This window comes from Rubripirellula lacrimiformis, from assembly GCF_007741535.1.
GTDB classification, from domain to species: Bacteria; Planctomycetota; Planctomycetia; order Pirellulales; family Pirellulaceae; genus Rubripirellula; species Rubripirellula lacrimiformis.
This window is the reverse complement of record NZ_CP036525.1, coordinates 7,968,098-7,980,400: the sequence shown is the minus strand read 5'-3', so window position 1 is coordinate 7,980,400 and position 12,303 is coordinate 7,968,098. Positions and strand designations below refer to the sequence as shown.

General features: G+C 58.3%; 11 protein-coding genes. 7 read left to right on the top strand and 4 right to left on the bottom strand.

Annotated elements, in window-relative coordinates:
• Positions 1-8 precede the first annotated feature (8 nt).
• Entirely contained in the window at positions 9-1,499 is a 1,491-nt protein-coding gene (aroE, locus tag K227x_RS27880; RefSeq protein WP_145175805.1) for a shikimate dehydrogenase, read from the bottom strand.
• A gap of 305 nt (positions 1,500-1,804) precedes the next feature.
• Here aroE and K227x_RS27875 point away from each other — a divergent pair, with 305 nt between their 5' ends.
• From K227x_RS27875 to K227x_RS27865, 3 genes are all read left to right on the top strand, one after another.
• Positions 1,805-3,073, top strand: coding sequence for an outer membrane protein assembly factor BamB family protein (locus K227x_RS27875; protein ID WP_145175802.1), 1,269 nt, complete (start codon positions 1,805-1,807; stop codon positions 3,071-3,073).
• Positions 3,074-3,308: 235 nt separating this feature from the next.
• A complete protein-coding gene (locus tag K227x_RS27870) occupies positions 3,309-4,640 on the top strand; it encodes a coproporphyrinogen-III oxidase family protein (protein WP_145175799.1) in 1,332 nt (443 codons plus the stop codon).
• Positions 4,641-4,666: 26 nt separating this feature from the next.
• Positions 4,667-5,104 (top strand): glycine cleavage system protein H, encoded by a 438-nt coding sequence (locus K227x_RS27865; RefSeq protein ID WP_145178562.1) that lies wholly within the window; start codon positions 4,667-4,669, stop codon positions 5,102-5,104.
• A gap of 58 nt (positions 5,105-5,162) precedes the next feature.
• On the opposite strand, the gene hisI is transcribed toward K227x_RS27865, so the two are convergent.
• The gene (gene hisI / locus K227x_RS27860; protein WP_145175796.1) at positions 5,163-5,564 is read right to left on the bottom strand and encodes a phosphoribosyl-AMP cyclohydrolase; all 402 of its coding nucleotides are present in this window, start codon (positions 5,562-5,564) and stop codon (positions 5,163-5,165) included.
• Between the two features lie 205 nt (positions 5,565-5,769).
• Here hisI and K227x_RS27855 point away from each other — a divergent pair, with 205 nt between their 5' ends.
• Positions 5,770-6,360, top strand: coding sequence for a glycosyltransferase family 2 protein (locus tag K227x_RS27855; protein ID WP_218933596.1), 591 nt, complete (start codon positions 5,770-5,772; stop codon positions 6,358-6,360).
• 112 nt (positions 6,361-6,472) lie between these two features.
• Positions 6,473-7,636 carry an AAA family ATPase gene (locus K227x_RS27850; RefSeq protein WP_145175790.1) on the top strand — a complete coding sequence of 388 codons (1,164 nt, stop codon included), beginning with the start codon at positions 6,473-6,475 and terminating at the stop codon, positions 7,634-7,636.
• Positions 7,637-7,711: 75 nt separating this feature from the next.
• On the opposite strand, the gene K227x_RS27845 is transcribed toward K227x_RS27850, so the two are convergent.
• Positions 7,712-9,049, bottom strand: coding sequence for a pectate lyase family protein (locus K227x_RS27845; RefSeq protein WP_218933595.1), 1,338 nt, complete (start codon positions 9,047-9,049; stop codon positions 7,712-7,714).
• Positions 9,050-9,466: 417 nt separating this feature from the next.
• On the opposite strand from K227x_RS27845, the gene K227x_RS27840 reads away from it, so the two are divergent.
• Positions 9,467-9,937 carry a hypothetical protein gene (locus K227x_RS27840; protein WP_246146341.1) on the top strand — a complete coding sequence of 157 codons (471 nt, stop codon included), beginning with the start codon at positions 9,467-9,469 and terminating at the stop codon, positions 9,935-9,937.
• Between the two features lie 231 nt (positions 9,938-10,168).
• Complete coding sequence (locus tag K227x_RS27835; RefSeq protein ID WP_246146340.1) at positions 10,169-11,791, top strand: prenyltransferase/squalene oxidase repeat-containing protein; 1,623 nt, start codon at positions 10,169-10,171, stop codon at positions 11,789-11,791.
• 69 nt (positions 11,792-11,860) lie between these two features.
• Here K227x_RS27835 and K227x_RS27830 read toward each other — a convergent pair whose 3' ends face one another.
• Complete coding sequence (locus K227x_RS27830; RefSeq protein ID WP_145175784.1) at positions 11,861-12,277, bottom strand: hypothetical protein; 417 nt, start codon at positions 12,275-12,277, stop codon at positions 11,861-11,863.
• Positions 12,278-12,303 lie beyond the last annotated feature (26 nt).

The following is a 12,303-nucleotide window of genomic DNA, read 5'->3' as shown; positions in this document are numbered from 1 at the left end:
GGGATCGGTCAATTCAGCTGGACCGGGTTGGTGGCCTTTTTAATCGTTTCCCGCATCAAGGGAATCGGTGCGTCGTTTCCCGTGAACAGTTTGTATTGATAGGCCGCCTGGCGGACGAACATGTCGACGCCCGTGATGATCCGGCATCCCGCCTGTTTGGCGTTCTTGATCAACAGCGTGTTCTCGGGGTTGTACACGGTGTCAAAGACAGCCACGAACTGGTTCAGGGCAGTTGCATTGAAAGGCGAATTGTCGACGTCCGGATGCATGCCGACCGGGGATCCGTTGACCAGCAGTTGGATGCGTTGGTCGTGACGTTGGTCCCATTCGATCGCGCGGCAACCGAGTTCGGCCGCCAAAATCTGTGACCGTTCCAGAGTTCGCGATGCGATCAGGACTTCGCAGTGTCGTTGTCGTAGCCCCCACGCGATCGCGCGAGAAACGCCCCCTGCACCCAACACCAACGCCGTCATCCCCTGCATCGGTCGTTCGCGGGTTTTGTCGATGTTGAACAGTTCTTGGATGCAGTCCATCGCGGCTCGGTAATCGGTGTTGTAGCCCAGCACATCGTTTTTGTCGAAAATCAATGTGTTGACCGCACCGATCCCGGTCGCACTCGATTCGGCTTGGGAACAGTAATCCAAGGCCGCTTCTTTGTGCGGGATGGTGACGCTTAGCCCCTGCACGCCGATTTCTTTGCAGTGGCGAATGAAGTTCGGCAGGTCGCTCTTGGTGATTCGGAACGGCAGGTACCGAGCGTTGATCTTTTGTTCTTCGAACGCCTTGTTGTGAATCAACGGGCTGTGGCTGTGCGCAACCGGGTCCGCGACGACGCCGAACAACTTCGTTTCGTCGGTGATCTCGTCGTAACGGTACAGCGTTTTCATCTCTTTCCAGTCCAGCAATCCAGGAGCAATCTTTTTGTCCTTGCTGAACGTGGCATAGGTGAATGGCGACCCCAATCGGTCGGCCATGATGCGCGTGATGGTGCCCGATTCGCCCATGCAAATGCCGATCGTGGGAACCTTCGATTCCCGCACCAACTGCATCATTCGCAGATTGTCGTCAAACGAATTGGCCATGGTCGCGATTTTGACAATGTCAGCATCTTTTTCGACCATTCTGGCATGCAGGTCCCACAGATCGTCGGGGGTGTGCGAGAAATTGTGATAGCTGATGATCCGTTTGGTGGTCCCGTACCGCGGGATTTGGTCCGCGACGTCTTCTTCGATGTCCACGTAGTCCACGCCGGCCGCGATGGCGCTGCGCAGCAGTGTCATCCGTTCGTCTTCGGTCTTCATCCACCGACCACCGTCTTGGCGGCGGCGAACCGTGATCACGACTGGTCCTGGGCGATCGTCGATCAGCCGTTTCAGGCTGACGGCACGTCCGATGTAATCCAGTCGCAATTCGACCAGTTCGGCGCCCTGTTCGACTAGAAACTGATGTTCGGCAATCATCCGCTTGTGGCGGGCGCGTCCGAGAGTGACACAAATCATGGATGGAAGGTGGGTTGTTACGCGGAACGGTGCTGAGGAAGCGTTTCAGTCCTGAAACCATCGTCTGGAGAACTGACTGCGGGGTGCGACCAGCAACCGACATTCAATGGATGTCGTGCGTTGCCAAACGCGACTTACTCGGGGATTGCCAACACCCCTCGAGAACGCTGTTTCAAAGAGCCTATAATAGAACGCGTGGGTCTAGCGAGCGGGGGTCTTTTTTGTGTGTTCGTCCGTCCTGCCAACCTGCCCTGTCCCCCCAAGTCGTCCCAGTCGCCGCCAAATCGCCAATCAAGTAGCCCATCATGCTTTCTGTTACCGATGTCATCGTCGATTCGACTCGATTGGGGGCGGCCACGACGCCGGCGGATCCGCGATGGTCCCGCATCCGCAGTCCGTGGATGCTTGGGCTAGCCATCGGCAGCTTGATGTTTTTTTCCACGATCGGATCGGCAAGCGATGTTTCGACCCCCGCGGCCTCGGGGTGGCCGATGCCACGCGGCGATTCCGAATCAACCGGCGCTACCAAGATGGACGTCCCCGATGACCTGCAGGTTCGCTGGGAATTCAAAGCCGACGAAGCCATCGAGGTGACTCCGGTCGTTGCGGGCGGACGCGTCTTCTTTGGCGATGTGATGGGCAAAATGTACGCGATCGATCAAGCCACCGGCAAAGAAATTTGGAGTCACAACTATGACACCGGGTTCATCGCGTCACCGGCGGTGCACCAAACGGGATCCGCCGATCCCAATGGCAAGGGCGACGTCGTCGTGGTCGGCGATATCGACGGCAATCTGTACGCGATCGATGCGGCCACCGGGAAAGAGCGTTGGACGCAAACGACCGAAGGCGAAATCAATGGTTCGGCCGCCTTTCATGACGGGCATGTGCTGGTCACTAGCCAGGACGGAAAACTGTATTGCTTTGAACTGGCCGACGGCAAACCGGTGTGGACCTATACGACCGATGACCAGATCCGGTGCAGTCCCACCATCGCCGGCGATCTGACATTTCTGGGTGGGTGTGACGGTCGATTGCACATGGTGGATTTAAAAACGGGCAAAGCCGCTCGTGAACCCTTGCCGCTGGACGGACCGACCGGCAGCACCCCCGCAGTTCGCGGAAGCAAAGCTTTTTTGCCGATCATGGACGGTGCCGTGTTCGCCTTTGACTGGAAATCGGCCAAGCAGCTTTGGCGATATGAGGACGACGATTTTCCGCAAGAGTATCGCAGTAGCGCGGCGGTCGGCGACCAACTGGTGATCCTTAGCAGCCAACGCAAACAGATCGACGCGGTGTCGATCGAAACGGGAAAGCGAGTTTGGCGTCATACGCTCCGCCGCCGCGCCGACGCTTCGCCGGTCATCGCCGGTGACGACGTCTTCATCGCCGCCACCGACGGCCGATTGGTGCGGCTGTCGCTGGCCGACGGGACCGATGAAAAATGGAGTTACGAGATCCGTGGGTCGTTTTTGGCCGCCCCGGCGATCGCTGACCATATGCTGTTTATCGCGGACGAAGACGGTGTGGTACGATGTTTTGCTGGGAAAACAGAGGCCGCGACGGCAAAATAGTTCGCCCATCGGTGCAAAAGCGGTCGATCGCACTTAACACGACCGACCCGCCGGTTCACACTGATTTTCCCGCGCCCCGGTGGTTCCCCGGTCGCCAACGATTGGATCACGCTATTGACCACGGCCGATAATGCCACCCCCGACCTGCAACAAGTGCCAACCTAGCCGCGGCGATCGCACTGCCAATCGCCACCATGGCACCCTTCCCTTCATCTTCCCCCTGCAAAGCAAATTCATGACTTCCGCTGCCAGTCCCCAAAAGAATGAAGCCGGGAAAACAGAAGTCGGTAGTTACTTCATTTCGAACTATCCACCCTACAGTCAGTGGAGCAAGGACCGGCTGCCGGAGGTCCGCGAAGCACTTCACAGCGAGGCCAAGGAAGACACCCCGCTAGGGCTGTATCTGCACATCCCGTTTTGCCGCAAACGATGCAAGTTTTGCTACTTCAAAGTCTTTACCGACGTGAAGGCCCCCGAGGTGCAGCGTTACGTCGATGCGTTGTGCAACGAAATTTCGATGGTCAGCCAGTTGGAAGTGATGAAGGACCGGCCGTTTCGGTTTGTCTACTTCGGTGGCGGTACCCCTAGCTTTCTGTCGCCCAAGCAACTGACCAAACTGGCCGACCGCCTGCACCAACACATCACTTGGGATGGTGCCGAAGAAGTCACCTTCGAATGCGAACCGGGAACGCTAAGCGAAACCAAGGTCAAGACGCTACGCGACGAATTGGGCGTGACGCGATTGAGCCTGGGGATCGAGAACTTCTCGGACAAGTTGCTGGAAGAGAACGGCCGGGCTCACCTTTCCAAACAGGTCTTCAATGCCTGGGAATGGATCACCGCGGCGAAGTTTCCCAACGTCAATATTGACCTGATCTCTGGGATGGTCGGCGAGACTTGGGAAAACTGGAAAGTGAACGTCGTGAAGACGTTGGAACTGTCGCCCGAAAGCGTCACGATCTATCAGATGGAATTGCCCTTCAACACCGTCTACAGCAAAGACATGCTGGGCAATAAGGTGGAAAGCCCCGTCGCCGACTGGCAGACCAAGCGAGATTGGGTGCAGTACGCGTTCGAAGAATTCGCCAAGCACGGATACACCGTCAGCAGCGCCTACACGGTCGTCAAAGACCCGTCGAAGGTGAACTTTAGTTATCGCGACAACCTGTGGCAGGGAGCCGATTTGCTGGCCACCGGGATCGCCAGCTTTGGTCACGCCAGCGGTGTCCATTACCAAAACGTGGCTGAACTGGAAAAGTATCTGGGGACGGTTGAATCCGGCGAACTGCCATTGGGCCGTGGGTTTGTGCCGACCGAGCACCAGAAACTAGTCCGCGAAATGATCCTGCTGCTCAAGCGAGGGTTCTTGAAGACCGATTACTTCACCAACAAGTTTGGTGTCGACATCGTTCATCAGTGGCGTGACGTTTGGGACGGTTACGTCAAAGACGGCTTGGTGACGATCGATGGTGATGAAATTCGGTTAAGCATCGAAGGGCTGCTGCGAGTCGATTCGATGTTGCCGGCGTTCTTCGAGCCCGAGCATCAAGGGGTGCGGTACACGTGAGCGAAGCTGATGCCTTTGAATTCGCGATGGGCGAATTCACCGCCACGTTTCCTCGCGATCGACGTTACGCGACCAACCATATGTGGGCAGCCGAAGTGTCGCCAAAGCGATTTCGTTTTGGCTTGACCGCCTATGCGGTTCGCTTGCTGCAGGATGTCTACTTTTTGGATTGGATCGTCGAAGCACCCACGACCATCGCGGCGCGATCGCAGATTGGATCGATCGAAAGCAAGAAAGCCGAGAGCGATTTGTATGCGCCCGTGCCTGGTCAACTGACCCTGATCAACGATGCCGTGTTGGCGGACCCATCGCTGATCAATTCAGACCCGTATGGCGATGGCTGGATGGTCGAAATGGAAGCTTCCGACGACAGTCCCCTGCTAGATCCCGATGGCTACGCCCAACACCTGATCAAGGCCTGGGACGTGGCCCAAAAGACCATCAAAGGTCAAGCCAACACGTAACGGGATCGGCGGCGGTTGGAGTGGGGATTCGGCGGCGTTGTTGCCACGCCCGCGGCGATCACTTTTTTCCGTACACGGTGGCCGGGTCGACCAGTCGTTCGTCAGCGATGGTGGCGGTGCCGTTGGGATCGACGACTCGAAAGAAGCAGCTGGCAAATCCTTCGTGGCATGCGGCGCCGGTTTGTTGGACTTGCAACAGGATCGTGTCTGCGTCGCAGTCAACGCGGACTTCGACCACGCTTTGTCGGTGCCCGCTGGTTTCGCCCTTGCGCCACAATTTGCCTCGGCTGCGGCTGAAATAGACCGCCTGGCCCGTTGCCAGAGTTTCCTGCCACGCTGTTTCGTCCATCCATGCCATCATCAGCACACGGCCGGTCTGGGCGTCCTGGGCGATCGCCGGCAGGACCCCGGTGGTGCCGTCAAATGGTTGGCCTTTGCTGAAGTTCGGAACGGGATTCATCGGTCTGCATGTTTCTAGGTTAGGAAGCGGTGGATCGACGCATTGTAGGTGCAATCGTTACCAGCGGAACGGCCGTACCCAGCCCATGGCCAATGGCACCCGATTTCACTGCGTCCCGCTCATGCCCGCCGAACTTGTTCGCCGATGGGCACTGATAGATGCCGGTCCCCTCTGTCGCAGCGATTTTCTCGCGAAAGCGTTCTTGATGAATCCAAACACCAAGTTATCGATCGTGCTGCCGGTACGGAACGGCCAGGATCGCATCGCCGAAAGAATCGAGCGGGTGTTGATGGCGCTGGTTGAATTTCGAATCGAAGGCGCCGAAATTGTCGTCGTCGATGACGGCAGCAGCGACGCCACCCCCATGATCTTGGCGGACCTCTGCATCCGCTATCCAAGAGTCCGGGTGATGCGTCACAACCGCCCACGCGGGATGGAAGCAGCCGGTCAAACAGGTTTGGAACGTGCGGTCGGGGACTTGGTGTTTATCCAGGAATCCGATGCTGAACTGCGACTCGAAGATCTGCAGCGGTTGCTGCAGATCAGCGAGGATCCGACCATCGTGGCCGCGCGGGCGGAAAGTTGTTCGCGCCCCTTGTCGCCCGAATTAACGCGACGACTGCGTGCCGCTGGAACCAACGCCGATCATCAGTTCGAATACCGTGTTGATGACCCCCATCGATTCAGCCTGCAAATGATCCGCCGGACCCACCTGCAATCGCTCTCGGGCCCCGGTGGTGGTCGCTACCGGTTGGTGGGTCAGCACAGTCAATCCACTCGATTGGAATCCGCCTAGGTTCATTCGGCAGTGCTTGGGCATCTGAGGGGCGTCGGTTGATGGATGGTCAACGGATGGCTTGTGGGCCGTTTCCAATCCCGCCGTAATTCTAGAACCCAACGGATTCCACGTGATCCAACGCATCGCCATTGCCGGTTACCGATCGATCCGGTCGATGTTCTTGCGGTTGGAACAGTTAAACGTGGTGACGGGGGCCAACGGATCGGGAAAGTCGAACTTCTATCGGGCGCTGCGTTTGATCGCCGACGCGGCGGACGGACGACTGGTCCATTCGCTGGCATGCGAAGGCGGATTCGATTCTGTCCTTTGGGCTGGGCCCGAGGTTTTGACCAGCGAAATGGTCAGTGGCGAAATGCCGGTCCAAGGGACGCTGCGCCGACATCCCGTTAGTCTCCGCCTCGGGTTCGCGGCCGATCCCCATAGCTATTGCTTCGATCTTGGTCTGCCCACACCGTCCGGGTCGATGTTCGATGGTGACCCCGAGATGAAACGAGAGTGTTTGTGGCGGGGGGCCGCCATGGATGCCCCGACGCTGTGTGCGGATCGGCGATCTGCGACGCTGCGTTGTCGCGGTGCGAAGGGCAAGTGGCAGGACATCGATTTGCCAATGGCGCGGCAGTCCAGCATGCTGGCGGAGTATTCCGATCCGTTCAAAGCACCTGAGTTGATCGTGATGCGAGAATCGCTTCGGTCATGGCGATTCTATGATTCCTTTCGGACGGACATGGAATCACCAGCCCGTCGCGCTTCGGCATCCACGTTCACGCCAGTCATGTCGGGCGATGGTGTCGATCTTGCGGCGGCGCTGCAAACGATCCGCGAAATCGGTGACCACCAAGGACTCGATCGCGCGGTCGCCGATGCTTTCCCAGGTTCCCAGATTCGCATCCACCGCAACGATGCCGGGTTGCAGTTGGGGCTGCGACAGCCCGGTATGTTGCGTGACCTGACCGCGTCTGAATTGTCGGATGGCACGTTGCGGTTCCTGTTGCTACTAGCGGCGCTGCTGACTCCGCGACCGCCTGAGTTGATGGTGCTGAACGAACCCGAGAATAGTTTGCACCCCGATCTGATCCCTGCGCTGGGGCGTCTGATCAAGCTAGCCGCCGAGAATAGTCAGGTGATTGTTGTCAGCCACAGCCAAGCGTTGGTCCGAGAGTTGGAAGCGGACGAAATCTGTGCCCCCATTCGATTGGAAAAACGCATGGGCGAGACTGTCATCCAGGATTCCAACCTGCTGAACCAATACGGTTGGAAATGGCCACCCCGCTGAACCACCCGTCGTGGACTTCGCCAGAAGTCCCCTTCTTCCGCTGCCATTACGGGGCAGGAATTCTGTCGAATCCCATTACGGTTGATCGTTGAACAGGCCGTTTAGATAGGTTTCTAGGTTGGTGTATCCGGCTTTGCTGAGGTTCGTGTCGTTTCGGTCGGACGGGTCGGCGGGGTTCAGGCCGTGCTTGGTTTCCCAGTCGTCGGGCATGCCGTCGTGGTCGGTGTCCATCGCAGGTACGCCTGGGCGAATCGTTGGCCAGCCACCGACATCGGATGGGTCATCGATGCACTTGCCGGTTCCGTTTCGGACCTCGTTGATCACTCGCGTGTCCACGCTGTCACGATGCGGCATGGTCGCGCCCGCGTTGGACAGCACTCGCTCGGCCACTTGATCGGATGAATCGACGGAGATCGGAATCGGTGAATCCGGCCAGGGTTCCAGTCTTTGGATCTGGTCCGACGCAGGGACCCGCATCCAGTCGTCGCCGAGTCCATTGGAACCATCACCGATCAATGCCCATTCGTTTTCCTCGCTCGCAGTCCGGTGATGTCCAAGATTGTCCTGCAGATAAAACAGGGGTTCCTTGGGATAGTTTGACAGGGTCACCTCGTACCTTACCGTGCGCGTATCGGGGCCTGGGCGGAACACGTTTCCGATCAGATTCACCCTCGGTGGGTTGGGCATGGCTTTCTGAAACTCGGCACCAAAGTACATCCAGTTGTAGACCAGATTGTTGACAACATGATTGGGGCCATCGTCGTTGGAAACCAATGGGTTACGGGCAACGTTGTGGGCCAACAGGTTGTGGTGGAACGACACGCGGCGAACATCCGCACCTAGGATGACTCCTTTGCTGTGAGGCCCTTTTTCGTGGCTGCTGTGATGAAGCGCCTCGGAAATGATGCACCACTGAATCGTGATGTCGTGGGACGCATACCATGACTCGACGTTTTCGTCGGTCGACCAACTGATCGAACAGTGATCGATGACAACATGGTGCGGTGGGTTGCGTGCGCCGGTAATGCTTAGCCCGTCGCCACAGCAGCCTTTCGTTGCGGTGGGGCCGCGTCGAATGCGTATGCCGCGAACGATCACATCGTGTGTTCCGATCTGCAGAACAGGCCCATCAAAGTTGGGATCCGCCTTCAACAGGATGCCATCGCCCGGCGCGGTTTGCCCTGCAATCGTGATCAGCGGATGTCGGATGAAGATGGTGGATTGGACCGTGATCGTTCCGCCGGTTCGGAACACAATCGTTCGCGGACCCTGCGCTTCGCACGCGGCCCGGAAACTACCTGGTCCGCTGTCGGCAAGGTTGGTGACGGCGATGACCTGACCACCACGGCCGCCCGGTGTTTGGGCGCCAAAACCCTCGGCACCGAAACCGTTGTTGCCGGAGAACGCGGGCAAGTTGCGGTCGACGGGGGGCTGTCCCCAAGCTGTCTGTCCGCACGTCACTGCGTCCCAGACCACGGGACTGGCTAGCGCAGCCAGCCAAATTACCCAGGCGGCTTTGGAACGTAGGAATCGTCGTGGTTGGAAATTCAAAGCTCACCTCTGACGTCACGTTGGGGGGCACCGGCAAACGCATCCGCTCAATCGTCATGGATGTCCATGGCTGACCATGGCTGACCATGGTACCCGAACCGGCCGAGGGTGACTCACCCATGCGATACCCGGTTTGCTGTCCCACCCGGGGGACCGCATCGGCGGTTTGTTCGTTTTTTTCGTGGCGCCGATCCCAGGCTGTTCCCTGTTAGGACAGTGGCCGGCGGTTTGTCGGCCATCCGTTGCGGTTCACTGTTCTGTACGTGTGGAGATAATGTTGTGATTGGAAATCGAACTGGCTTGTTTTTGGCCGCCGGCATGGCGTCGATGTTGTTGGGATCCGTGGACCAGGCGGCGGCCCAGTGTAGTCGGGGGGGCGGCGGTGGCGGACCGTCGACCGGCAGTACGATGGCGTTGAATTCCAGTCTGCCGTATTCGTCCAACCCATTGGTGTCGAATTCCCAGTCGTCGAGCTATCCGTCGTCGATCAGCCTGATGGCCCAGCAGTACCAGCAGCGCGCCGCTCAGATCCAAAATCAGGGGCTCGCCATCGGGTACCAGAATGCTGAGCGCCAGCGGTTGTCCAGGATCGCGTACGAAGAACGTGTGCGTCCCATGCGACTTGCACGCGCCGAAGCAAAGCGTGCAGCACGTGCCGATCGCATTGCCGCACGGCTTGCCGAGCGTGATGGTGTGTCCGAGCCAGCGTCCCAGAACCGGTACTCGCTGACTTCGGTCGTCTCGCCGTAGCAATCCGTTGCAGCGGCAATGGATAGCCACTGGCCGTGAAGCCACGGGCATTGGGGGGATTCCCGGCCGCTCACGCGATCACGGCTCACTCAATCGACAAACCCCGGCGCGATGCCGCGATGCCCGGCCCCGCGGCATCAGGATCTCGCCTTTCGATCACGGCCAGCGTTGATCAGGGCATGTGGTTGGCGGCGCGTAGAGCTTTCTTTTCATTTCAACCAGGTCGGTTCAGTGCTCGCATCCTCTCACTCCGGCATGTTGATGCCGCCCGCCCCTCCCTCTCCGTTGCTCGGTTCAGCAGCAGGGCGACCGACATTGCAGCAGCGTTGGCGGGATCAACAGCCGAACCAGCCATCGTCGCGGTCGGTGGACCGATCCGGGGATATCGGCCCGGCGGCAAGCGAGCTTGCTGAAATCGATCAACGCTTTGGCTTTCGAGCCATCCAAAAGCGGATTCAGGAGATGCCGGTCTGGTTGGTCAGTTTGATCATCCATCTGTTGATGCTTTTGATGTTGGCGTTGATCACGACCAAGTCGGGCAGCATCGGCAGCATCGTGTTGACGATCAGCCAGGACGGCGGAAACGTTGCCAACGAATTGACCGAGTTTTCGATCGATACGATCGAACTGGATGGGGTGTCCCAAGAACTACCGGTGGATTTGGATCTGTCCTTGGAACCCGATCGGATCGAGTCGAGCATCCGGATTGCTTCGTTGGATCCACCGATCGATCCCTTGGCACCGTTGTTCGATGGCCCGCTGCTGAGCGGTGCGGTGACCAAGTTGTCGGTGCTGCCTAGCAATATGTTTGCTGGTCGAACGGGGGCGATGAAACAAAGGCTGCTGAAGCAGGCAGGCGGCACGAAAACGACGGAGGACGCGGTATCGTTGGGCCTGAAATGGATCCAGCGTCAACAGCTTGGCGATGGCAGTTGGAGCCTGCGGGGACCTTATGCCGATGGTGGTCGAAATGAAAACAAGGTCAGCGCCACTTCGATGGCGATGCTGGCCTTCATGGGGGCCGGCAGTACCCATCGTGGCGGTCAGTACAAGAAGGAACTTTGGCAGGCGGTTCGATGGTTGGTGAAGCAACAGGGACGCGATGGTTTCATGGCGGGACAGGCGATCGATCACGAGAAAATGTACGCACAAGCACAGGCCACGATCGCGCTGTGCGAACTGTATGCGATGACGGGCGATTCCTGGATTCGGCCCTTCGCACAAGCGTCATGCGACTTTGCGGTCGCTGCCCAATCCCCGCAAGGCGGTTGGCGATATCGGCCGCGGTTCGATAGCGATACGTCGGTGACTGGCTGGTTCGTGATGGGGCTGCAAAGCGGCCAAGTCGCCGGGCTGGAAGTAGATCCCTACGTCTGGCACAGGGTGGCGGGGTACTTGGATTCGGTCAGCGCAAGCCGCGTCAACGACTATTACGCCTCCGGATTTTCTTACATGGTTGGCGATGCCGCGTCACCTTCGATGACAGCCGAAGGATTGCTGTGCCGTCAGTACATGGGCAGCGATCGCAACCTGCCGGGGATGCGGGAAGGTCTCGGCGCGATCGTTGCGAACCATCCCATCAGCTATCGGGAACCTGACGTTTATTACTGGTACTACGCGACGCAGTCGTTGCACCACTTCGGTGGGCCGCTTTGGAAACAGTGGAACGATCGTCTGAAAGTCGAAGTGCCGGCTCAGCAAATCACACGCGGGCCCGAACGAGGCAGTTGGTCGCCCCAGAATGACGCCTGGGGCCGGCACGCCGGTCGCCTCTATACGACCTGCTTTTCGCTGTATTGCCTGGAAGTCTACTATCGCCACATGCCTCTGTATAACCCAGATGACGAGGTCTAGCGGATGTTGCGGTCGCGTTTGGGGGGCACGCGCCGTTGAAGTCGTTCGAGTTTAAGTTCGAGTTCGAGTTTAAGTTTTCGAAGCGTATTCCCATCTGCAAACTTGAACTTGAACTCGAACTCGAACTTTTTTCTCCATGCCGGTGTGACAAAAGAGGGCGCAATGTTCCCTGTTTAAAAAGGGCGACAGCGGATTCCTGTGGAGAACCTTGTTTTCCACCTTTCTGTGCGCCTCATCGCATTCGCGTGCGCGTTGTTCATCCGGGGGGACCGGTGGCGTCCCTGCGGGACAGGGGCGCGATCGAGTGCGAGAAACAGTGATCTTTGCATTGGCCACCACCCGATGACGAACCAAAATTCGCTCGCATTCACCGATCAGTGATAAGATGTCGTTACGTTGTCGCCCGTCTTTGCCGGGGCTGGCAATACTTTTCAAAAAAATGGCAAAGCAGCGGCGGATTGGTTCGTCGTTGGCAACAACAGACATATTGGCGTGTTGAATCCGCCAATATT